A 21651-nucleotide genomic window follows, 5' to 3' on the forward strand; every position below is an offset into this window, starting at 1 on the left:
CGGCACGGCCCCGACCCGGCTCCGGCCCGGAACCGCCCACTCTACCGGGCCGGGTACCGGCCGGGTCAGTGCTCCGTCGCCGAGGTGACCAGTTCTGTCAGGACACCGTGGCAGTCCTTGGGGTGGAGGAAGGTGATCCGGGAGCCCATGGACCCGGTCCTGGGCTCGTCGTACAGCACCCGTACGCCCTTCCCGCGGATGTCCGCGGCGTCCCCGTCGACGTCCGCGGTGCCGAAGGCGATGTGGTGCACGCCCTCGCCGTTCTTCGCCAGCCACTTGCCGACGGCCGAGTCCTCGCGGGTCGGCTCGAGCAGCTGGAGGTAGGAAGCCCCGCCGTCCGAGGTGTCGTTGATCTTCAGCATGGCCTCCCGGACGCCCTGCTCCTCGTTGATCTCGGAGTGGTACACCTCGAAGCCGTAGGTCGCGCGGTAGAACTCCACCGTCTTGTCGAGGTCGAAACAAGCGATTCCGATGTGGTCGATTCGCGTCAGCATGGAACCAGTGCAGCGCCCCGGGGATGGTTACGCAACGTGCGCGCGATCACACCGACAGCCGGATGACGGGCGCCGTACCGCTCAGTACATTCAGGTAAACCCTCGTTCACAACCAATCCAAGGGGCTGCGCCTCATGTCTGGAACGACCGGAACCACCTCAGTGATCGTCGCGGGCGCGCGGACGCCCATGGGCCGGCTCCTCGGCTCGCTGAAGAGCTTCTCCGGAGCCGACCTCGGCGGCGTCGCCATCAAGGCGGCGCTGGACCGGGCCGGCATCGGCGGCGACCAGGTCGAGTACGTGATCATGGGCCAGGTGCTCCAGGCCGGGGCAGGGCAGATCCCGGCACGCCAGGCGGCGGTCAAGGCCGGAATCCCGCTGAACGTCCCCGCGCTCACCGTCAACAAGGTGTGTCTGTCGGGGCTCGACGCGATCGCCCTCGCGGACCAGCTGATCCGCGCCGGCGAGTTCGACGTCGTGGTGGCCGGCGGCCAGGAGTCGATGACCAACGCCCCCCACCTGCTGCCGAAGTCCCGTGAGGGATACAAGTACGGTGCGATCGAGATGCTCGACTCCATGGCGTACGACGGTCTGACCGACGCCTACGAGAACATCCCGATGGGCGAGTCCACCGAGAAGCACAACACCCGCCTGGGCCTGGCCCGCGCCGACCAGGACGAGATCGGCGCGCTGTCCCACCAGCGCGCCGCCGCCGCACAGAAGAACGGCGTCTTCGAGGCCGAGATCACCCCGGTCGAGATCCCGCAGCGCAAGGGCGACGCGGTCCTCTTCTCCAAGGACGAGGGCATCCGCCCCGAGACGACCGCCGAGTCCCTCGGGAAGCTGCGCCCCGCCTTCACCAAGGACGGCACGATCACGGCGGGCACCGCCTCCCAGATCTCCGACGGGGCCGCCGCAGTCGTCGTCATGAGCAAGGCCAAGGCCGAGGAGCTCGGCCTGGACTGGATCGCCGAGATCGGTGCCCACGGCAACGTGGCGGGCCCGGACAACTCGCTCCAGTCCCAGCCGTCCAACGCGATCCGGCACGCCCTGAAGAAGGAGGGCATCGGCGTCGAGGACCTCGACCTCATCGAGATCAACGAGGCCTTCGCGGCCGTAGCGGTCCAGTCGATGAGGGACCTCGGCGTCACCTCCGACAAGGTCAACGTCAACGGCGGCGCGATCGCGCTCGGCCACCCCATCGGCATGTCCGGCGCCCGTGTGGTGCTGCACCTCGCGCTGGAGCTGAAGCGGCGCGGCGGCGGCACCGGGGCGGCGGCTCTCTGCGGCGGCGGCGGTCAGGGCGACGCGTTGATCATCCGCGTACCGGGCAAGTAGTCGGTACGGGCGAGCGAGGAGGCCGAGCGTGAAGGTGGACGTCCCCACCCTGGTCGAACAGGCACGGGAGGGCAGGCCGCGTGCGGTGGCCCGGCTCATCTCCCTGGTGGAGGGTGCCTCGCCGCAGCTGCGCGAGGTGATGGCGGCCCTGGCACCGCTCGCGGGCCGCGCCTACGTCGTGGGCCTGACCGGATCGCCGGGTGTCGGCAAGTCCACCTCGACCTCGGCGCTGGTCTCCGCCTACCGGAAGGCCGGCAGACGGGTCGCGGTCCTGGCCGTCGACCCGTCGTCGCCGTTCTCCGGCGGCGCGCTCCTGGGGGACCGGGTCCGGATGTCCGAGCACGCCTCGGACCCGGGCGTCTACATCCGCTCGATGGCCACCCGCGGTCATCTGGGCGGCCTCGCGTGGTCGGCCCCGCAGGCGATCCGGGTGCTGGACGCGGCGGGCTGCGACGTGATCCTCGTGGAGACGGTGGGGGTCGGCCAGTCGGAGGTGGAGATCGCCTCCCAGGCCGACACCTCCGTCGTCCTCCTCGCCCCCGGCATGGGCGACGGCATCCAGGCGGCGAAGGCCGGAATCCTGGAGATCGGCGACGTCTACGTCGTCAACAAGGCCGACCGGGACGGCGCGGACGCCACCGCCCGCGAGCTCAACCACATGCTGGGCCTGGGGGAGTCCCGGGGGCCCGGCGACTGGCGGCCGCCGATCGTGAAGACGGTCGCCGCCCGGGGCGAGGGCATCGACGAGGTCGTCGAGGCCCTCGAGAAGCACCGGGCGTGGATGGAGGAGCACGGCGTCCTGGCCGAGCGGCGCACCGCGCGTGCGGCCCGTGAGGTGGAGACGATCGCCGTCACCGCGCTCCGTGAACGGATCGCCGATCTGCACGGCGACCGCCGGCTGGACGCCCTCGCACAACGGATCGTGGCCGGCGGCCTCGACCCGTACGCGGCGGCGGACGAGCTGGTCGCGGGACTCACCGGCGTCAACTGACGTTTCCCGGGCGGCGTGCGGGCCGCCCGGGAAACGCCGCCGGACCGCGGAGCGTCCGCGTCGCGAGAACGCCGGGGCCCGCCCCCGTGTGCGGGGTCCGGCTTCCCTCCCGCCCGTCGGCGGGGCGGTTCCTGCCCGGCACGCCTCCTCGGGCGGTACCGGACGGACCGCGCCCTGGTGCGGGGATCAGTCGTCGTCGTTGCTGTCGTCCCTGTCATCCGCGTCGTCGTCGTTGTCGTCGTCGTCCTGGTCCACGGTGACCTTGCCGCTCTTCGCGTCGACGTGCAGCTCGTGGGTCTTGCCGCCCTTGCCCTTGACATCGACGTCCCAGCGCAGCGCACCGCGCTTGCCGTTGTCGTCGTCATCGTCGTCGTCCAGGTCCACCGACGTCACCGTGCCGGGCTGCGTGGCGAGCGCCGCCTTCACCGCCGCGTCCAGGGACACGGCCGCGGAGCGGGGCGCGTGCCGGTCACGGTCGTCGTTGTCGTCGTCCTCGCGGTCGGACAGGACCTTGCCGTTCCGCGCGTCCACGTCCACGTCGTGCCAGACCTTGTCGCTGCCGTAGACGTCGAGCTCCCAGACGGTACGGGCGCTGTCGTCGTCGTCATCGTCCAGCTCGGCCCCGGTGACCGTACCGGGGACGGCCTTCACCGCGGCGGCGACCGCCTCGTCGAGGCCGGCACGCCCGGTCGTCCCCGTCCCCGCCTTCCCGGCCGTGCCGGTGTTCCCGGCGGTCGCGGCACTCCCGTCGGCGCGGTCGGCGGCGGCCGTCCGGTCGTCCTGCCTGTCGTTGCCGGAGTCCGCGAAGGCGGCGGTCGTGGCGAGCCCGCCGCCGACGAGCACGGCCGCGGTGACGGTGGCGATGGCGATGTTGCGCTTCATGGTGTTCCTCCCTGAGGGGATGTGCGGTGCGACGGGAACCACACTGGCCCGGCGATGCTGAACGCAGGCTGAAGCCACCTGAAGACGTCTTCAGGTTCGGTTTGGGAAGCTGTCCACATGCGCCTGTTGATCGTGGAGGACGAGAAGCGTCTCGCGACGTCCCTCGCGGGGGGACTCACCGCCGAGGGCTTCGCCGTCGACGTCGTGCACGACGGCCTGGAGGGCCTGCACCTGGCCGGCCAGGGCGTCCACGACCTCGTGATCCTCGACATCATGCTGCCCGGGATGAACGGCTACCGGGTCTGTGCCGCCCTGCGCGCCGCGGGGCACGAGATGCCGATCCTGATGCTGACCGCGAAGGACGGGGAGTACGACGAGGCGGAGGGCCTCGACACGGGCGCCGACGACTACCTCACCAAGCCGTTCTCGTACGTCGTGCTCGTGGCCCGGGTCAGGGCGCTGCTGCGCCGCCGCGGCGGCTCCGCCTCGCCCGTGCTGACCGCCGGCACGCTGCGGATGGACACCGCCGCCCGCCGGGTCCACCGGGGTGACGACGAAGTCACCCTGACGGCGAAGGAGTTCGCCGTCCTGGAACAGCTCGTGCGGCGGGCGGGCGAGGTGGTCAGCAAGGCGGACATCCTGGAGCACGTCTGGGACTTCGCCTACGACGGCGACCCGAACATCGTCGAGGTCTACATCAGCACCCTGCGCCGCAAACTCGGCGCCGCGTCGATCCGTACGGTCCGGGGCGCGGGCTACCGGCTGGAGGCGCTGTGAGGTCCGTACGGGCGAGGGCCGCCCTGGGCGCCACCCTGGTCGTCGCCGTCGCCCTGACGGTCGCGGGGCTGGCCGTCCTGACGGTGCTGCGCGGCAACCTGACCGACCGGGCGGGCCTGGAGGCCGAGGTGGCGGCGCGTGAGGTGGCCGGGGAGCTGGCCCTGGGCGTGGCGTACGGGGACCTGGAGCTCGGCGACGAGGACACCCACCCCGTCCAGGTGACCGACGAGGCGGGACGCGTCGTGGCCGTGTCGAAGGACCTGGAGGCCATCTCGGGGACGGGCACGGCGCAGGTCGTACCGGCTCCCCCGGCGCCGGCCCCGAGCCCGGACGACGACGATGACGACGACGACGGGAACGACCCGGCGCGCGGCGAGGTCTCCTCCGATCCGCCGGACTTCGCGAACGGCACGGCGACCGTCGGGGGAGAGGCGGCGGACTACCGCTTCGCCGCCGTCGAGGCGACCACGGACCAGGACGTCACCCTGACCGTCCACGCGGGCGCCCCGCTCGCCGCGGAGCAGGAGGCCGTGACCACCGTACGCAACTCCATGCTGACCGGGCTGCCTCTCATGCTGCTCGTCGTCGCCGGGGTGACCTGGCTGGTCACACGGCGGGCACTGCGCCCGGTCGAGGGCATCCGCCAGGAACTGGCCGCGATCACCGCGTCGGAGGACCTCGGCCGCCGTGTGCCCGAGCCGGACTCGCGGGACGAGATCGCGCGGCTCGCCCGCACGACCAACGAGACCCTGACCGTGCTGGAGGCCTCGGTCGACCGGCAGCGGCGTTTCGTCGCCGACGCCTCGCACGAGCTGCGCAGCCCGATCGCCTCGCTCCGCACCCAGCTGGAGGTGGGCGCGGCCCACCCGGAGCTCCTGGACGTGCCCGGCGCGGTCGCCGACACCGTACGGCTCCAGGTGCTGGCCGCCGACCTGCTGCTGCTCGCCCGGCTGGACGCGGGGGAGCGGCCGGGGCGCACGCCGGTCGACCTGGGCGCCCTGGTCCGCGAGGAGGTGTCCCAGCGCGCGGCCGACCGGATCCCGCCGGAGGTGTCCGTGGCGGCTGCCGGGCAGCTCGAAGTCAGCGGCTCGCGAGGGCAGTTGGCCCGGGTGGTCGGCAATCTCCTGGACAACGCCGAGCGTCACGCGGAGCGCATGGTCGCCGTCTCGGTGAGGGGGGACCGGGGTGACGTGCTCGTGGAGGTCACCGACGACGGGTCAGGCGTCCCCGAGGCCGAACGGGACCGGATCTTCGAGCGCTTCGTACGGCTCGACGACGCCCGCAGCCGCGACGACGGCGGGGCCGGGCTCGGCCTGGCCATCGCCCGAGACGTGGCATCCAGGCACGAAGGCACGCTCACGGTGGGTTCGGCGCCGGGCGGGGGCGCGCTCTTCACCCTGCGGCTGCCGGGCCGGACCGGGGCCGGGCAGGAGCCGGCGGCCGGCGAAGGCTGAGAGCGGTCAGCGCTACGGCTTGCCGCGCCGGCCGCGCAGATGCTCCGCGATCGGGGTCAGCGCCGCGTGCAGTCCGGCGAGCTCCTCCGGGGAGAGCAGGTCCATGAAGTGCCTGCGCACCGACTCGACGTGGTGCGGCGCGACCTTGCGCATCGTCTCGCCGCCCAGCTCCGTGAGGACCGCGAACAGCCCACGGCGGTCCGACTCGCAGTGCTCCCGCCGGACCAGTCCGGCGTTCTCCATGCGGGTGATCTGGTGCGAGAGCCTGCTCTTGGACTGCAGCGTGGCGGAGGCGAGATCGCTCATCCGCATGCGCTGGTCGTCCGACTCGGAGAGGTTGACCAGGATCTCGTAGTCGTTCATCGTCAGGCCGAACGGCTGGAGGTCCTTCTCCAGCTGATGCGTCAGCAGCCTGCTGACGTCAAGGTGGGTGCGCCAGGCGCACTGCTCCGCATCGGTCAGCCAGCGGGTGGCCGTCTCGGTCTCCATGTATGGATTCTACCTAAGATGTTGAAAGCCGGACGAAGTCTGGGAGTGTGACCCCGCGCACGCGCCTGCCGACGTCACACTCCGCAGACTACCGTTCACAGCCCGAAGCGACGCTGGAGGTCCCCCAGTTGTCCGGGCATGCGGGGTGTGGAGCCGTGTTGACCGCCGCCCCCGGGCCCGCCTCCCGGCACACCCGGCTCGTGCGGGACCGCGCCCGTCGCCTGCTCGGGCATCAGCAGCTCGGTCGACTGGAGGAGGACCGTACCCGCCCCGACGAACTCGAACTGGTGCTCCTCGCCCGAGGTGCCGCCGATCCCGGTCAGCGAGCGCAGCCCGCCCATCACGCCCTTCATGTAGCCGTGATCGTAGTGGTGACACGGTGAGGGGCAGTCCGCCCACCCCACCAGCGCCTGCGGGTCCACCCGCAGCGGCGGCTCCATGAAGACCACCGGCCCGTTGGACGCGGCCACGAACTTCCCCGTACCGATCAGGGTCAGGAAACCGGGCACGATCGACTGCTTCAGCGCCAGCGTCGGCTGGTAGGCCAGCAGGTTGCCGGCGCGGATCGTCAGGTTGCCGTCCTCCAGGTCGAAGGAGTTGACGTCGAAGGCCCGGTCGGCGAGCAGCATCTTGCCGCTGCCCTCGGCCACCACCCAGTCGCTCGCGTGCAGGGGCGAGTGGAAGCTCGTACGGATCAGCCGCTCGAAGCGCCCGTGCCCGATGCCGTTGAAGTCGATCTGCCCGTAGTAGGCGATCATCTTGCCCTTCTGCAGGAACCACTGGCTCCCCTTGAGCTCCACGCAGAAGGTGTACGCGTTGACGTTGTCGTCCGACGGCAGCGTCATCGGGTCGAATACCACCGGCGTGCTCACAGCTTCTCCTCCGACGCCTGGACGTACACCGCTCCGTTGCCGCTGAGCTCCAGCTGGAACGCCTCACCGGAACCGCGTCCCACCATGTCGCGCAGGCCGAGCGCGGTGGACAGCTTGTTGGTCACGTCCCCGTGGTGGGCGACGTACGCCTGCGGGTCCACGTGCACCGGCCTCCCGGGCGTGATCGGCAGCTCGACGACCCCGCCGTGGGCCATCACGGCGACCGCTCCGTGACCCTTGAGCGTCGTCGTGAAAAGGCCCTGCCCGGTCATCTGGCCGCGCACCATGCCCATCACCCCGCCCTGCGACCCCATGAAAAGGGTGCCCTGCTGGAGTGTTCCGTCGAAGGCGAGCAGCCGGTCGGCCTCCACGCAGAGGGTGTCGCCGGCCAGGTTGATCACCTGGATGTGGTGCCCCCCGTGGCCGAACATCACCAAGCCGTTTCCCTCGACGGTCATCAGCGGGGTCGCCTCGCCGGCCAGCCGCCGGCCGATCATCGACCCCAGGCCGCCCTGGCCGCCCTGGACGTTCGGGGTGAACGAGACGTCGCCCCGGTACGCGAGCATCGCGCCGCGCTGGCTGTACATCTTCTGGCCGGGCCCCACGACCGCCTCGACCATCTTCGCGTTGATCTCACGGAACGGCATCAGACATCGCCCCCGACGGTGTTCCGCTCGCTGGGCTGTACATAGACGAGGCCGTCGCCCTCGAAGCGGATCTGGAAGGACTCCCCGGAACCCTCGCCCATGATCGTGCGGAAGTTCACCCCGGACTGGAAGTGCTGCTGGAGTCTGCCCTGGTGGGCGATGTAGGCGCCGGGGTCGACGTTCAGCGGGTACTGGGGCGTCACCCGCAGCACCACGGCGGAGCCGTCCGACATGATCGCCGCCTGGCCGGTGCCCTCGACGGTCGTGGTGAACAGGCCGTTGCCGCTCGCGCCGCCGCGGAGACCCGTGAACGAGGTGCCGGTGCGCAGCCCGCCGTCGGTGGCCAGCAGATTGCTCGCCTCGACGTACAGCGTGTCGCTGTGCAGCGAGACGAGGTTGATCTCACTCGCCCGGTCGGCGAAATAGCAGGTGCCCTGCCCCTTCACCTCCATCATCACCATCTGTTCGCCGGTCAGCCGGCGGGTCACCATCCCGCGGAGGCCCTCACCGCCGCCCGACATCTTCTTGAAAGCCATCTGGCCGTCGTACGCGACCATCGAGCCGTTCTTCGCCTTGACGGCATCGCCGGTCAGGTCGACGGCGAGCGTCTTGCTGCCTTGGAGTCGGAACATCGCCACGGTGCGACGTTAGCCGCAGAGGGCCCCGCCGGACAGAGCCCGGGGGCCGATCCCGACCCCGACATGACCCTGATATGCACGGATACGTGCACCGGCGGCCGGACCCGGACCCCCCGCCCGGCGGGGCCGGGGGCGATGCCACAATGGCACTGCTTGTGCCTGCGTTCACAAGCCGACTCGCCCCTCCCACCGAAGGTGCCCTCGTGGACATCAAGACCGCTTCCGCCCTGCACCGGCTGCGCCTCATCTCGCTTCCCGAGGCGCTGTCCTTCCCGGCGCTGCTCATCTTCGGCTCGCTGCTCATGCGGGTCTCGGACATCGACTTCCTGATGCCGCCCCTCGGCGCGCTGCACGGCCTTCTCTTCACGATCTACGTGGTGTTCCTGCTGGACGTCTGGGTCAAGGCCAAGTGGCCGCTCAAGCGCGTCGCCCTGTTCTTCCTCCTCGCGGTCGTGCCCTTCGGCGGCCTCTACGGCGAGAAGCTGCTCAAGAAGTACGAGGCCGACGGCGTCATCGCCGCCCGTGCCCGCGCCGAGGGGACGGTCGACGCGTGATCGTCGCCTTCTCCGTCAGTCCGGTGGGCGTCGGCGAGGACGTCGGCGAGTACGTCGCGGACGCCGTGCGTGTCGTCCGCGAGTCCGGGCTGCCCAACCGCACGGACGCGATGTTCACCTCGGTCGAGGGCGAGTGGGACGAGGTCATGGACGTCGTCAAGCGCGCCGTCGCCGCCGTCGAGGCCCGTGCGGGCCGCGTCTCCCTGGTGCTGAAGGCCGACATCCGGCCGGGTGTCACCGACGGTCTGACCTCCAAGGTCGAGACGGTGGAGCGGCACCTGGCGGAATGACCCCGCCCCGTCCCGCCCACGCGCACACGAGAGAGCCCCCGGTACCGGGGGCTCTTCCCGTTCGGGCGAACGGATCCCCTCACTCGGACCTTCCCCGGTCGACACGTCGTCGTATCTGCCCTTCTGTGGGGATACACATTTCCGACCATGGGAGGCGTGATGCCGTCGGAGGGCTACGACCACGACAGTCGCGGCTGTCTCGCGGGCGTGCTCGCGGAACCGCCCGCGACGACGGGGTACCGGGTGCGGTACCGCGTCCTCCCGCGGGCCGCGAGGTACCGAATAGGAACAGTCCTGCTGATGGCGCTCGCCCCCGCGCTCGCCGGAGCGCTGCTGCTCCACGTGCTGTGGCCCACGCACTGGGCCGATCACGGGAGCGGCCAGGGACGGCTGATGCCTCCCGCCGACTCCGTGACCCTGGTGTCCGTCGCACTGCTCGAGCTGTTTTTGCTGGTCAACGTCATCGCTGTCGCGCACGCCGTGTGGGTGGCCCGGGATCCGGTCCCGGTGCTCCCGGAGCGCGGCGCCGGGCTCGCCTTCCTCGTCACGTACGTGCCGGGCAAGGAGCGCCTCTCCACCGTGAGGGCCACCCTGGAGGGCGCCGTACGGATGCGGCACCCCGGACCGCTGGACGTCTGGCTGCTCGACGAGAGCGACGACCCGGAGGCCAGGATGCTCTGCGCGGAGCTGGGCGTGCACCACTTCACCCGCCTCGGGGTGCCCGAGTGGAACCGGACGGCGGGCCCGCACGAGGCGGGCACGAGGCACGGCAACTACAACGCCTGGCTCGCCAAGCACGGTGACGCCTACGACTTCTTCGCCTCCGTGGACACGGGCCACGTCCCGCTGCCGGGGTTCCTGGAGCGGATGACGGGCTACTTCCGTGACCCCGACATCGCCTTCGTCGTCGGCCCGCCGGAACCCGGACCGGACTCACCGGCCGGCACCGGGGCCGACGGGTCCGCCCGGTTCCCCTTCCACGCGCTGCTCCAGCGGGCCGGCAACCGCTACGGCGCGCCCGTGTTCGCCGGCACCGGCCGCGTCATGCGTGTCGCGGCGCTGCGCCGGGCGGGCGGCTTCCACGATTCGGCCGCCGGGGACCTGGCCAGCGGGTTCGAGATCCACCGCCGGCGCAACCCGCTGACCGGACGCCACTGGCGCTCGGTGCACACCCCGGACGTCCCGGTGGCCGGAAAGGGCCCGTCCGTCCCGGCGTACGTCCTCACCCAGCGGCTGCGCCGCTCTCGGGGGGCGTACGGGGCGCTGTCGCGGCAGTACGGGAGGGCCCTGTTCCGGGTTCCGCCCGGACGGCTCATCGGCTACACGCTGACGCTGCTCCGCCGCCCCGTGGCGGTCGTCACCTGTCTGTTCGGCGCGCTGAGCTGTCTGCTGGCCGTCGCCCATGCGCAGATGCGCGTCTGGGCCGTGTGCGCCCTGGTGGCCACCGCGCTCCCGCCGGCCCTGGAGTGGTGCCGCACGCGGCTTCGGGAGCGGGGGAGGAGCACGGCCCGGGAACGGTCCCGCACGGTGCGGCCCGTCCAGGAGGCGGAGCCCGCGCTGGCCGCCGCCACCACCGCGAGCAGCCCGGTCGCGGGGAACTGATCCGCGCCCCGCACCGGTCTCCGGACCGTCACCGGGGCGCGTGCTCAGGACGCCGGGCGCCGCTCGGGGCACCCGGGCCCGTGCTCAGGGCGCCGGGGCGCGCGCTCAGGGCTCCTGCGCCGCGAGCGCGATACCCAGCGGGGTGCGTTCGTACAGCACCTGATGCCCGTACCGTCGCGACGTGAGCAGCCCCGCCGCGCGCAGCGCCGACAGATGGGCGGACACGGAGGACGGGGCGAGCGAGAGCCGGTGGGCCAGCGTGCTCGTTCCCGCCGGTTCGCCGAGGGCGCACAGCACGTCGGCGCGGGCCCTTCCCAGGAGCCGGGCGAGCGCGTCCGGTGTCCGCCGGGCCGACTCCGTCCACAGCCCGCCGATCCCGCGCGCGGGATAGATGACGGCGGGCTGCCAGGGCGGTTCGTAGCCACCGACCACCTCCGGCCACACGAAGACGCTGGGCATCAGGACGAGCCCCTGCCCGCCCAGGACCCGGCTGTGGTCGCCGCGGGTGCCGGACACCGTCAGGGTCGAGTGCGCCCAGCGCAGCTGCGGGCTGATCTCGCCGAGCAGCCGCTCGAAGCCGACCTCGGCGAGGCGGCGGGAGTGGAAGGCGACATCCGCCTCCAGCAGGGCCCGCAGCCGGGGCCAGTGCGGCTCGACCATCACGTGCCACGCCCGCTCCAGCAGATCCGCCAGTTCCTGGACCGCCCGTGCCGGGTCGGCCAGCAACCGCCGCCCGGCGGGAGAACGCAGCCCGCCAGGTCTGTCGGCGAGCGCGAGGGCCATGTCACCGCGGGCGGCTTCGGGATCCGTCGCGCGGACGGCCGCGATCTCCTCGGGGAAGGTGGCGAGAGGTCCGAGCGGTGGAGGGCAGATGAAGTCGGGGTTGTGGCCGCCGTCCGGCATCAGCAGCCACAGCGGCGCGAGGTCCAGTCCGGAGGCCGCCGCGGCGGTCTGCCGCAGCCAGGGCAGGTGGTACCCGTGCCGGGCGGGCCGCCGGAGGGTGCGCACGGCCTCCTGCGTCTCCCAGAGCGGCGAGAGCGCGAAGCGGCAGCGGAGCAGATCGCTCTCGTCGAAGTACAGGTGGAACGGCATGGACCCACTCAACTTTCGGCGTGATCCGAAAGTCTACGGACGTCGGGAACCGTCCGCCAGGCTGCGTCCATGCCGAGTGACACCACCTCCCCGGCGGGTACACCCCGCGAAGAGCCCGCCGCCGAGGAGCTGTCCCCGGCCCTGCCCCCGGAGCGCGCATCCTCCTCCGGCCCGGGCGCCGCTCCGGGGGCGGACCCCGGGGGCGGGGGATACCGGGCCGTCTTCGCCGTACGGGAGTTCCGGCCGGTCTTCGCCGCGCACCTGCTCTCCCTCCTCGGCGTGGTCGTCAGCGAGCTGGCGCTCACCGTGCTCGTCTACGACCTCACCGGCTCACCCCTGCTGTCCGCCCTCACCCTCGCGCTCGGCTTCCTTCCCTACGCCGTGGGCGGCACGCTCTTCGCCGGGGTCGCCGACCGGTACCCCGCCCGACGGGTCCTCGTCACCTGCGACCTGATCTGCGCAGGCTGCGTCGCCTTGATGGTGCTCCCCGGCACCCCCGTCGCAGGGCTCCTCGCGCTGCGGTGCCTCGTGGCAGCGGTGGCGCCCGTCTTCACCGGGACACGGACGGCGGCCCTCACCGACATCCTCGGCGAGGGCGAGCTCTACGTCCTCGGGCGTTCACTGCTGCGCCTGGTGTCGCAGAGCGCCCTCTTCGCCGGTTTCGGCGCCGGCGGGCTGCTGCTCACGGCCATGTCCCCGCGCGGGGCGATCACGGTCACCGTGGCGACGTTCCTCGGCTCGGCGGCGATCCTGCGCCTCGGCACCCGGGACCGGCCCGCCCGCGCGGGAGGCGGCGGCGGGGGCGCGCTGCTGGCGGAGTCGCTCGCCGGGGCACGAGCCGTCCTGGGCGACCGCCGAATCGGTGGACTGCTCCTGCTCTTCTGGGTGCCGGCCTTCTTCGTGGTGGTCCCGGAGGCCCTGGCCGCGCCGTACGTGGACGCCATCGGCGCGGGCCCCGCCGCCCTCGGAGTGCTGATGTGCTCGACGGCGGCCGGTCACATCGGTGCGGAGCTGTACGTGGGTACCGTCCTCGGCCCCCGCGCCCGGAGCCGGATCGTGCTGCCGGCCGCCGCCCTCGGCCTGCTGCCCCTCGTGCTGTACGCGTTCCGCCCGGGCATGGTCCTGGCCGTCACGGCTCTCGTGTTCGCCGGGGCCGGGGCGGCGTACGTCATCGGGCTCGACCAGTGGTTCGTCCAGGCGGTCCCCGAGCACCTGCGGGGGCGGGCCATGACCGTTCTCACGGCCGGCCTGATGACGGTCCAGGGCCTCGGTATGGCCCTCGCGGGAGTGGCCGCGGAGTTCTTCCCCGTGCACCAGGTGGTCGCGTACTCGGGAGTGGCGGGCACCGCCTGCACGCTTCTGGTGGTCGCGGAGGTGCGTAGAACGCGTGTCCGGTACCGAAGTGCGAGACGGGGCTGACCGCGGGGTGGGCAGTGGATAAGGTCGTGGCGTGCCGAAGCCGCTCAGCCTCCCCTTCGATCCCATCGCCCGCGCCGAGGAACTCTGGCACCGGCGCTGGGGGCCGGTGCCCTCCATGGGGGCGATCACGTCGATCATGCGTGCGCAGCAGATCCTGCTCGCGGAGGTGGACGCGGTGGTCAAGCCGTACGGGCTGACCTTCGCCCGGTACGAGGCGCTGGTCCTGCTCACCTTCTCGCAGGCCGGTGAGCTGCCGATGTCCAAGATCGGCGAACGCCTGATGGTGCACCCCACCTCGGTGACGAACACCGTGGACCGGCTGGTGCGCTCGGGACTGGTCGACAAGCGTCCCAACCCGAACGACGGGCGCGGGACCCTGGCCTCCATCACGGACAAGGGGCGTGAGGTCGTCGAGGCGGCCAGCCAGGACCTCATGGCGATGGACTTCGGGCTGGGGGCGTACGACGAGGAGGAGTGCGCCGAGATCTTCGCGATGCTCCGGCCCCTGCGGGTGGCCGCGCAGGACTTCGAGGACAAGTAGCCGCGAGGACGGGGTGCTGCAAGATCGCCCCGGCCGCCCGGTTACGCTCGATGCCATGAAACGCAGCGTGCTGACCCGCTATCGGGTGATGGCCTACGTCACCGCCGTCATGTTGATGATCCTGTGCGTGTGCATGGTCTTCAAGTACGGATTCGACACCGGCGAGAGCCTGACCTTCGCGGTCTCGCAGCTCCACGGCGTCCTGTTCATCATCTACCTGATCTTCGCCTTCGACCTCGGTTCCAAGGCGAAGTGGCCGATCGGCAAGCTGCTCTGGGTGCTGGTCTCCGGCACGATCCCGACGGCCGCGTTCTTCGTCGAGCGCAAGGTCGTCCGGGAGGTCGAGCCGCTGATCACCGACGGCTCCGCCCAGGCCGTCAAGGTCTGACCGGAAGGACCCGAACCGCCCCGCGCGAAGCGCAGGGCGGTTTGCCGTCGACATTTACTAGGACGTCCTAGTAAATTTGTTCCATGGACGCTCACGCGATCGAGGAAGGCCGCCGCCGCTGGCAGGCCCGTTACGACAAGGCCCGCAAGCGCGACGCGGACTTCACCACGCTCTCCGGGGACCCGGTGGATCCCGTGTACGGGCCCCGCCCCGGCGACACGTACGAGGGGTTCGAACGGATCGGCTGGCCCGGCGAGTACCCCTTCACCCGCGGCCTCCACCCCACCGGCTACCGGGGCCGCACCTGGACCATCCGCCAGTTCGCCGGCTTCGGCAACGCCCAGCAGACCAACGAGCGGTACAAGTCCATCCTGGCCAACGGCGGCGGCGGACTCAGCGTCGCCTTCGACATGCCGACCCTGATGGGCCGGGACTCCGACGACCCCCGCGCGCTCGGCGAGGTCGGCCACTGCGGCGTCGCCATCGACTCCGCCGCCGACATGGAGGTCCTGTTCCAGGGCATCCCGCTGGGCGACGTCACCACCTCGATGACGATCAGCGGGCCCGCGGTCCCCGTCTTCTGCATGTACCTGGTCGCCGCGGAGCGCCAGGGCGTCGACCCGGCCGTGCTCAACGGCACGCTTCAGACCGACATCTTCAAGGAGTACATCGCGCAGAAGGAGTGGCTCTTCCAGCCCGAACCCCATCTGCGCCTCATCGGCGACCTGATGGAGCACTGCGCCCGCGACATCCCCGCCTACAAGCCGCTCTCGGTCTCCGGCTACCACATCCGCGAGGCCGGAGCCACGGCCGCGCAGGAGCTCGCGTACACCCTCGCCGACGGTTTCGGGTACGTGGAGCTCGGCCTCTCCCGCGGTATGGACGTCGACACCTTCGCTCCCGGACTCTCCTTCTTCTTCGACGCGCACCTCGACTTCTTCGAGGAGATCGCCAAGTTCCGTGCCGCCCGCCGGATCTGGGCCCGCTGGATGAAGGAGACGTACGGCGCGAGGACCGACAAGGCGCAGTGGCTCCGGTTCCACACCCAGACCGCAGGCGTCTCGCTCACCGCCCAGCAGCCGTACAACAACGTCGTACGCACCGCGGTGGAGGCGCTGTCCGCCGTCCTCGGCGGTACCAACTCCCTGCACACCAACGCCCTGGACGAGACGCTCGCCCTCCCCTCCGAGCAGGCCGCCGAGATCGCGCTGCGCACCCAGCAGGTGCTGATGGAGGAGACCGGTGTCGCCAACGTCGCCGACCCGCTGGGCGGTTCCTGGTACGTCGAGCAGCTGACCGACCGCATCGAGGCCGACGCCGAGAAGATCTTCGAACAGATCAGGGAGCGCGGCACCCGTGCGCACCCGGACGGCAAGCACCCCATCGGGCCGATGACCTCGGGAATCCTGCGGGGCATCGAGGACGGCTGGTTCACCGGTGAGACCGCCGAATCCGCCTTCCGGTACCAGCAGTCGCTGGAGAAGGGCGAGAAACGGGTCGTCGGCGTCAACGTCCACCACGGGTCCGTCACCGGCGACCTGGAGATCCTGCGGGTCAGCCACGAGGTCGAGCGTGACCAGGTGCGTGAGCTCGCGGGGCGCAAGGAGGGCCGCGAGGACGGGAAGGTCCGCGGCGCGCTGGACGCGATGCTGGCCGCCGCACGCGACGGCTCGAACATGATCGGACCGATGATGGAGGCCGTGCGGGCGGAGGCGACCCTCGGCGAGATCTGCGGGGTGCTGCGCGACGAGTGGGGCGTCTACACGGAGCCGCCCGGTTTCTGACCGGCGGGCGGGGACGCCGACACGGAGCCGCCCGGTCGCCGCCCGGGGCGTGAGCACGGAGCCGCCGGGCTCCGGCCCGCGGTCCGGTCACGCGACCGTGTCCACCGGCTTCCGGCCGGCGGGACCTCCGCTCAGGGGTCCCCTCAGGTCCCGGTACGCCGCCCCGCCGCCGCGGCACCCAGCCCGCAGAGCAGCAGCACCGTGAAGCGCCGGGCCCAGTCGGTGTCGACGGTCTCGGCGCTCACCAGCGTCCGGTGCACCACGGCCCCGGCGATCACGTCGAAGATCAGGTCGGCGGTGCGTGCCGCCACCACCGCGTCCGGCTCGGTGGGCAGTTCGCCGCGCCGCTGCGCCCGCTCCCGCCCCTGGAGGACGAGGTGCTTCTGCCGGGCCACGATGGAGTCGCGTATGCGGTCCCGCAGAGCCTCGTCCCGCGTCGACTCGGCGACCACGGCCATCAGTGCCGTCTTGGTCTCCGGCCGTTCCAGCAGGGCGGCGAACTGGAGGACCACGGCCTCCACATCGGCCGCGAGGCTGCCGAGGTCGGGCAGCTCCAGTTCGTCGAAGAGGACGGCCACGGCATCGACCACCAGCTCGTTCTTGCCGGCCCAGCGGCGGTAGAGAGTCGTCTTGGCGACCCCCGCCCGCGTCGCCACATCGCCCATCGTCAGCTTCGACCATCCGAGGTCGACCAGCGACGCACGGGTCGCCTCCAGGATCGCGGCATCGGCCTCGGCACTGCGGGGACGTCCGGACCGGGCGGGTTCCATGGGGCTGCGGCTCAGCATGCGGCGACCATACCGGCCGGTAAGTAGTGCTGACCGGCCCCGGAGCCCGTGAGACAGATCACCGCGCGCTCTTGCCCCGGAGGGGGGCCGGACAGTTACGCTACGACCCGTAGCGTAAGAAGCGACGGCTCGTCCGTCGTGGCGCGACGACCGATCGACAGCCACAGGTGCCGGATGGGGATCCGGCTCCGAACACGGGGTTTTCAGGGCCTCGGAACCGTTTCCGTCCGCGCGCCGCGCACACCGGCGTGGCTGTGGACGGAGGCGGTTCGCGGATCGCTTTCCGGAACAGTGCGCGCAGGGGGGAGGATGTACGTATGCAGCCTAGGAACATGTCCATGAGCGGTGTCGTCGACCTCGCCGCTGTGAAGGCGGCCGGCGACGCCAAGGCGAAGGCGGAGCAGGCCCGCGCGGAGTCCGCCCGGCAGGGGGGCGCCGGTGCCGTGTCACCCGCCTCCCTGGTGATCGACGTCGATGAGGCGGGCTTCGAGACCGACGTCCTCCAGCGCTCCACCGAAGTCCCCGTCGTCATCGACTTCTGGGCGGAGTGGTGCGAGCCGTGCAAGCAGCTCGGCCCTCTCCTGGAGCGACTCGCCGCCGAGTACAACGGCCGCTTCGTGCTGGCCAAGGTCGATGTCGACGCCAATCAGATGCTGATGCAGCAGTTCGGGATCCAGGGCATCCCCGCGGTCTTCGCGGTGGTGGCCGGACAGGCCCTCCCGCTCTTCCAGGGCGCGGCCCCCGAAAGCCAGATCCGCCAGACGCTGGACCAGCTGATCCAGGTCGGCGAGGAGCGTTTCGGTCTCACCGGGATCACCGTCGACCCGGACGCCGGAGCCGGGGACGCGGAGACCGCCCCGGCCGAGGTGCCCGCCGGACCGTACGACGCGCAGCTGGAAGCGGCCGCGCTGGCGCTGGACGCCAACGACTTCGCCGGCGCGGTCCAGGCGTACAGGAGCGTCCTGGCCGACGACCCGGCCAACACCGAGGCGAAGCTGGGGCTGGCCCAGGCCGAACTGCTGGGCCGCGTGGCGGGGATGGACCCGCAGCAGGTCCGCAAGGAGGCCGCGGAGAACCCGGCCGAGCCGGTGGCGCAGATGGCCGCCGCCGACCTGGACCTCGTGGGCGGCCATGTCGAGGACGCCTTCGGGCGGCTCGTCGAGACGGTCCGCCGCAATTTCGGCGACGACCGCGATTCCGTACGGGTGCGGCTCCTGGAACTCTTCGAGGTGATCGGCCCCGACGACCCCCGGGTCGTCGCCGCCCGTACCGCCCTGGCGCGAGTCTTGTTCTGATGTGACAACACGGCCGTGGAGCCCCTCGGGCGCCACGGCCGTTTTCGCGGACGAACGACAATCCACGCATCCGCTTTACCAAAACTTGATAAAAGTACGTAGTGTTACTCGCAGTAAATCGCCTCCGGGTTTCTGTCCGGTTTCGGACTGTAATCCCGGCATTCGCACGCCCCTGGGGCGCCACCCTGTGTGGCCGGGCGGTATCCCCCTGTCGCGTCCCGGTTATCGGGTCGTTACTAGTCAGTAACGACCCCCCTTGTGTCACGGCCGCGAATGCACCACGATCGGCCACGCTCGGTCCAATACCCGCCGGTCCGACGGCCAGTCGGCGCAGGTGGGTCTGTTGGTCCCCACCGGGTGGTCGGCGGCAGTGGCGCCGATCGCGGACAGGGGGGTTCCTGCCCCTGGGCAGGGCCTGTCCGAACCGGCAGCGCAGACGCGCTGCCAGTGGTTGTCGCTCGGGGGTGATCGCCGGTGATTCGGATGCGGTACGCGCCTCCGGTCCGGGCGCTCTCCTTCCCGAGGACGTAGCACTTCTCCCATCCCAGGGCGGGCACGATGCCCGTACCGGAGATGTACGTCCGAGAAGGAGGAAATATATGAGTTCGCAGGTTCGCGGTGGTACCAGATGGAAGCGTTTCGCTCTGGTCATGGTGCCGAGCGTCGTCGCGACCGCAGCAGTCGGCGTGGGCCTGGCACAGGGTGCGCTCGCCGCGTCGTTCAGCGTCTCCGGTCAGAGCTTCAAGGTCAGCACCGACAAGCTCGTCGGTGAGAACTTCGTCCAGTACGGCAGCGTCGCTGTCGGCAAGGACCTGAAGGGTAACGACGCGGCGCACCCGGTGGCCGTGTCGGGCTTCAGCAAGGCCACGATCACCAACATGTGCCAGTCGGTGGTCACGCCGAACCTGCCGCTGGGTCTGGGCAGTGTCAGCCTCCAGCTGAGCGCCGGCACGGACCCGAAGAAGCCGGTCCGGGCGACCAACCTCTACCTGGACGTCGCACAGCTCGACGCCGACGCGTCGTTCGAGAACATCGACATCGGTGTCGCGGCGGGCTCCCTCAAGAAGCCCGGCAAGCCGGGCAGCATAGGCATCCAGCCCGGTACGGCGGCCAACGAGAACGGCTTCTCCCAGAGGGCCGACAGGGCCGTCCTGCGGGACGTGAAGCAGACGGCCTGGGCGACCACGGCCGGCACCTTCAAGCTCAGCAACCTGAGCCTGAAGCTGCACAAGGGCGTCAAGGAGTGCTTCTAGCACTCGCCCCGGGTGGCCGGAGCCCCGTGAGGGCCTCCGGCTGCCCACCCCTTCTCTTCTCACAGCAGTACCGGTTCCAGGGAGCTGTTTTCCATGAGCCCCGAGTCCACAGGGCAGAACGAGCACTACCTCACCGTCTACCGGCGGGGATTCCGCACCTGGCGGGGTAACCGGCCGTTCTGGGCGGGCCTGTTCACCATATTGGGTGGTCTACCCATCGCGTACTTCCCGTACGCGGACATGCACCTCGGCAACATGACGATCGCGATGTCCACCACCGCGGGTGCGGGGTCGCTGATCATCGGGGTCCTGCTCATCACGCTCGGCTTCACGATGTGGTTCCACCACATCGTCAAGGTGTTCGCCGGTGTCGCCGCGATCCTGCTCGCGCTCATCTCCATCCCCGTCGCCAACATAGGCGGCTTCATCATCGGCTTCCTGTTCTCGCTTCTCGGCGGAGCCCTCTCCATCGCCTGGGCCCCGGGTGAGGCGACGGGCGCCCCGGCGTCCGGCGACCCGGCCGCACCGAGGTCCCGGGGCGACGCCTTCGAGGCGCCCGCGTACGGACAGGAACCCCACGACACGGCAGAGGCTCCGCAGAGGCCGATGCTGCACAAGGCGGCGGCGGAGGCCGACGATGGGAGGCATCGTGCGGGGTGACGACGGGCAGACGAACGGCTTCGGGCCGGAGAACCCTCCGGAGCGAAGGGGGCCCCGCCACGCGGCGCCCAGGAAGTCGCTCCTGACGAAGCTGCACATGCCCACGGGCAAGAAGGCGTTCGCGCTCGCCGCGATGCCGACGGCCGTCTTCGTGGGCATGGGGCTCACCCCCAAGCTCGCCATGGCCGACGACAGCTCGGACATACCCTTCGCGCCGGGACCCTGCGTGACGCGCTCCGACGAGCCGTCGGAGTCACAGGAACCCGAGGCCGAGCCGACGCCCAGCGCCACGCCGTCCGACGACGCCGGCAAGGACGACGCCGGCAAGGACGACACCGGCAAGGACGACGACGCGAGCGACGGGTCCACGGCGCCGAAGCCCTCCGCGAGTGCGAGCGCATCCGAGGAGGACACGTCCACGGAGACCGCCGGGGACAAGGCCGCCACCTCGGCCGCTCCCTCGCCCACCGAGTCGAAGAACCCCCTCGACCCGCTGGGTGTCGGTGACGCGCTCAAGGACCTCTTCGACGGACCGGACAAGGAGACGGCCGAGCCGTCCCCCGACGCCACCACGGAGACCCCGGAGCCGTCCGTGAGCCCCGATGCCACCAAGCCGGTGGAGAAGGCCACGGAGGCGGCGGAGGACACGGTCGACAAGACCACCGACGCCATCCGTGAGGCTGCCGAGAAGGCGGGCAAGGACGTCGAGGAGCTGGACGACGACGTCAAGGGCCTCGACCCCGTGAAGGACGAGGACATCCCGGACGGCGCCAAGGAGCGCTTCCCCTGCCCGACCGCCGACCCCGAGGCGCTCGCCGCGGCCGAGCTGGAGCAGGGCATCCCGCTGCTCCCGGACGACCCGTGGACGCTGGAGACCTCGAAGCTCACGCTCAACGGGCTCGACTACGCGGGCATCGTCGAGGTGAAGACGTACAGCGGCAGCGTCAAGAAGGTCCTGAAGTTCACGGCCAGCTCGATCGATATCAAGGATCTGCACCAGCTGACGAAGGGCCCGGCCGGAGCGACCGGTCACGTCAAGGCGCGCGGCGGATCCACGTCGACGATCCGCGACGGCGAGGTGACGATGTACACGGAGAAGCTCGAGGGCAACCTCTTCGGGCTCATCCCGATCACCTTCAGCCCGGAGACCCCTCCGCCGCTGAACGTCCCGTTCGCCTTCTTCACCGACGCGACGGTGACCCAGGCCGGCCAGTTCGGCGGCACGCTCACGGTCCCCGGCCTGTCGAACTACTTCACCGGCGGCAACGGCTGACCGGTGGTCCGGACCCCTCCGGGAGCCGCACGACGACCGTGGCCCGCATCCCCGTACACCGGGAGTGCGGGCCACAGTCGTGCGGCCGTCCCGGAGGAGCAGGGCGGTGCCGCACGGCGGCCCGGCGGAGG

23 protein-coding genes are annotated in these 21651 nt (G+C 71.1%); 15 read left to right on the top strand and 8 right to left on the bottom strand.

Annotation, left to right across the window (positions count from 1 at the left end; translation table 11 throughout):
• Positions 1 to 65: 65 nt before the first annotated feature.
• Positions 66 to 494 carry a methylmalonyl-CoA epimerase gene (gene mce / locus OO67_RS08345; RefSeq protein ID WP_033298407.1) on the bottom strand — a complete coding sequence of 143 codons (429 nt, stop codon included), beginning with the start codon at positions 492 to 494 and terminating at the stop codon, positions 66 to 68.
• A 134-nt stretch (positions 495 to 628) separates the two neighbouring features.
• Here mce and OO67_RS08350 point away from each other — a divergent pair, with 134 nt between their 5' ends.
• Positions 629 to 1831 carry an acetyl-CoA C-acetyltransferase gene (locus OO67_RS08350; RefSeq protein WP_078597713.1) on the top strand — a complete coding sequence of 401 codons (1203 nt, stop codon included), beginning with the start codon at positions 629 to 631 and terminating at the stop codon, positions 1829 to 1831.
• A 28-nt stretch (positions 1832 to 1859) separates the two neighbouring features.
• Positions 1860 to 2822: a methylmalonyl Co-A mutase-associated GTPase MeaB gene (gene meaB / locus OO67_RS08355; protein WP_033298411.1), complete on the top strand. Its 963-nt coding sequence runs from the start codon at positions 1860 to 1862 to the stop codon at positions 2820 to 2822.
• A 186-nt stretch (positions 2823 to 3008) separates the two neighbouring features.
• Here meaB and OO67_RS08360 read toward each other — a convergent pair whose 3' ends face one another.
• Positions 3009 to 3704 (bottom strand): PepSY domain-containing protein, encoded by a 696-nt coding sequence (locus OO67_RS08360; RefSeq protein WP_033298413.1) that lies wholly within the window; start codon positions 3702 to 3704, stop codon positions 3009 to 3011.
• Between the two features lie 117 nt (positions 3705 to 3821).
• Here OO67_RS08360 and OO67_RS08365 point away from each other — a divergent pair, with 117 nt between their 5' ends.
• Together OO67_RS08365 and OO67_RS08370 are read left to right on the top strand one after the other, a co-directional pair.
• Positions 3822 to 4481, top strand: coding sequence for a response regulator transcription factor (locus OO67_RS08365; RefSeq protein ID WP_033298414.1), 660 nt, complete (start codon positions 3822 to 3824; stop codon positions 4479 to 4481).
• The gene (locus OO67_RS08370; protein ID WP_033298415.1) at positions 4478 to 5935 is read left to right on the top strand and encodes a sensor histidine kinase; all 1458 of its coding nucleotides are present in this window, start codon (positions 4478 to 4480) and stop codon (positions 5933 to 5935) included. Before OO67_RS08365 ends, OO67_RS08370 begins: the two co-directional genes overlap by 4 nt.
• Before the next feature lie 12 nt (positions 5936 to 5947).
• Here the strand turns inward: OO67_RS08370 and OO67_RS08375 are convergent, their stop codons facing one another.
• The 4 genes from OO67_RS08375 to OO67_RS08390 all read right to left on the bottom strand — a co-directional run bounded on the left by OO67_RS08375 (position 5948) and on the right by OO67_RS08390 (position 8575).
• A complete protein-coding gene (locus OO67_RS08375; protein ID WP_033298416.1) occupies positions 5948 to 6424 on the bottom strand; it encodes a MarR family winged helix-turn-helix transcriptional regulator in 477 nt (158 codons plus the stop codon).
• Positions 6425 to 6519: 95 nt separating this feature from the next.
• Positions 6520 to 7296 carry an AIM24 family protein gene (locus OO67_RS08380; RefSeq protein ID WP_033298417.1) on the bottom strand — a complete coding sequence of 259 codons (777 nt, stop codon included), beginning with the start codon at positions 7294 to 7296 and terminating at the stop codon, positions 6520 to 6522.
• Entirely contained in the window at positions 7293 to 7943 is a 651-nt protein-coding gene (locus OO67_RS08385) for an AIM24 family protein (RefSeq protein WP_033298419.1), read from the bottom strand. Before OO67_RS08385 ends, OO67_RS08380 begins: the two co-directional genes overlap by 4 nt.
• Positions 7943 to 8575: an AIM24 family protein gene (locus OO67_RS08390; RefSeq protein WP_033298807.1), complete on the bottom strand. Its 633-nt coding sequence runs from the start codon at positions 8573 to 8575 to the stop codon at positions 7943 to 7945. Before OO67_RS08390 ends, OO67_RS08385 begins: the two co-directional genes overlap by 1 nt.
• Positions 8576 to 8784: 209 nt before the next feature.
• Between OO67_RS08390 and OO67_RS08395 the strand changes: the two genes are divergently transcribed.
• The 3 genes from OO67_RS08395 to OO67_RS08405 all read left to right on the top strand — a co-directional run bounded on the left by OO67_RS08395 (position 8785) and on the right by OO67_RS08405 (position 11027).
• Entirely contained in the window at positions 8785 to 9135 is a 351-nt protein-coding gene (locus tag OO67_RS08395; protein ID WP_033298421.1) for a DUF3817 domain-containing protein, read from the top strand.
• On the top strand, positions 9132 to 9425 hold the full coding sequence (locus tag OO67_RS08400; protein WP_033298423.1) for an MTH1187 family thiamine-binding protein: 294 nt from the start codon (positions 9132 to 9134) through the stop codon (positions 9423 to 9425). The genes OO67_RS08395 and OO67_RS08400 overlap by 4 nt, the downstream gene beginning before the upstream one ends.
• Before the next feature lie 147 nt (positions 9426 to 9572).
• On the top strand, positions 9573 to 11027 hold the full coding sequence (locus OO67_RS08405) for a glycosyltransferase family protein (RefSeq protein ID WP_341864636.1): 1455 nt from the start codon (positions 9573 to 9575) through the stop codon (positions 11025 to 11027).
• Between the two features lie 105 nt (positions 11028 to 11132).
• Here the strand turns inward: OO67_RS08405 and OO67_RS08410 are convergent, their stop codons facing one another.
• Positions 11133 to 12119, bottom strand: a complete 987-nt coding sequence (locus OO67_RS08410) for an ArsR/SmtB family transcription factor (RefSeq protein WP_033298427.1) — start codon at positions 12117 to 12119, stop codon at positions 11133 to 11135.
• A 69-nt stretch (positions 12120 to 12188) separates the two neighbouring features.
• On the opposite strand from OO67_RS08410, the gene OO67_RS08415 reads away from it, so the two are divergent.
• From OO67_RS08415 to icmA, 4 genes are all read left to right on the top strand, one after another.
• Entirely contained in the window at positions 12189 to 13538 is a 1350-nt protein-coding gene (locus OO67_RS08415) for an MFS transporter (protein WP_033298429.1), read from the top strand.
• Positions 13539 to 13569: 31 nt separating this feature from the next.
• Positions 13570 to 14079: a MarR family winged helix-turn-helix transcriptional regulator gene (locus tag OO67_RS08420; RefSeq protein ID WP_033298431.1), complete on the top strand. Its 510-nt coding sequence runs from the start codon at positions 13570 to 13572 to the stop codon at positions 14077 to 14079.
• Between the two features lie 55 nt (positions 14080 to 14134).
• Positions 14135 to 14467 carry a DUF3817 domain-containing protein gene (locus tag OO67_RS08425; RefSeq protein WP_033298433.1) on the top strand — a complete coding sequence of 111 codons (333 nt, stop codon included), beginning with the start codon at positions 14135 to 14137 and terminating at the stop codon, positions 14465 to 14467.
• Positions 14468 to 14550: 83 nt separating this feature from the next.
• On the top strand, positions 14551 to 16251 hold the full coding sequence (gene icmA, locus OO67_RS08430; protein ID WP_033298435.1) for a coenzyme B12-dependent isobutyryl-CoA mutase large subunit: 1701 nt from the start codon (positions 14551 to 14553) through the stop codon (positions 16249 to 16251).
• A 143-nt stretch (positions 16252 to 16394) separates the two neighbouring features.
• Here the strand turns inward: icmA and OO67_RS08435 are convergent, their stop codons facing one another.
• Complete coding sequence (locus OO67_RS08435; protein WP_033298436.1) at positions 16395 to 17039, bottom strand: TetR/AcrR family transcriptional regulator; 645 nt, start codon at positions 17037 to 17039, stop codon at positions 16395 to 16397.
• A 317-nt stretch (positions 17040 to 17356) separates the two neighbouring features.
• Between OO67_RS08435 and OO67_RS08440 the strand changes: the two genes are divergently transcribed.
• The 4 genes from OO67_RS08440 (at position 17357) to OO67_RS08455 (ending at position 21520) form a co-directional block, all read left to right on the top strand.
• Entirely contained in the window at positions 17357 to 18334 is a 978-nt protein-coding gene (locus tag OO67_RS08440; RefSeq protein WP_033298437.1) for a tetratricopeptide repeat protein, read from the top strand.
• A 599-nt stretch (positions 18335 to 18933) separates the two neighbouring features.
• On the top strand, positions 18934 to 19587 hold the full coding sequence (locus OO67_RS08445) for a DUF6230 family protein (RefSeq protein WP_033298438.1): 654 nt from the start codon (positions 18934 to 18936) through the stop codon (positions 19585 to 19587).
• Positions 19588 to 19680: 93 nt separating this feature from the next.
• Positions 19681 to 20247 carry a DUF6114 domain-containing protein gene (locus tag OO67_RS08450; RefSeq protein ID WP_033298439.1) on the top strand — a complete coding sequence of 189 codons (567 nt, stop codon included), beginning with the start codon at positions 19681 to 19683 and terminating at the stop codon, positions 20245 to 20247.
• The gene (locus tag OO67_RS08455) at positions 20237 to 21520 is read left to right on the top strand and encodes a hypothetical protein (protein ID WP_033298808.1); all 1284 of its coding nucleotides are present in this window, start codon (positions 20237 to 20239) and stop codon (positions 21518 to 21520) included. Before OO67_RS08450 ends, OO67_RS08455 begins: the two co-directional genes overlap by 11 nt.
• Positions 21521 to 21651 lie beyond the last annotated feature (131 nt).

The sequence above is a fragment of the Streptomyces atroolivaceus genome, from assembly GCF_000717025.1.
In the GTDB taxonomy this organism is placed as follows: Bacteria; Actinomycetota; Actinomycetes; order Streptomycetales; family Streptomycetaceae; genus Streptomyces; species Streptomyces atroolivaceus.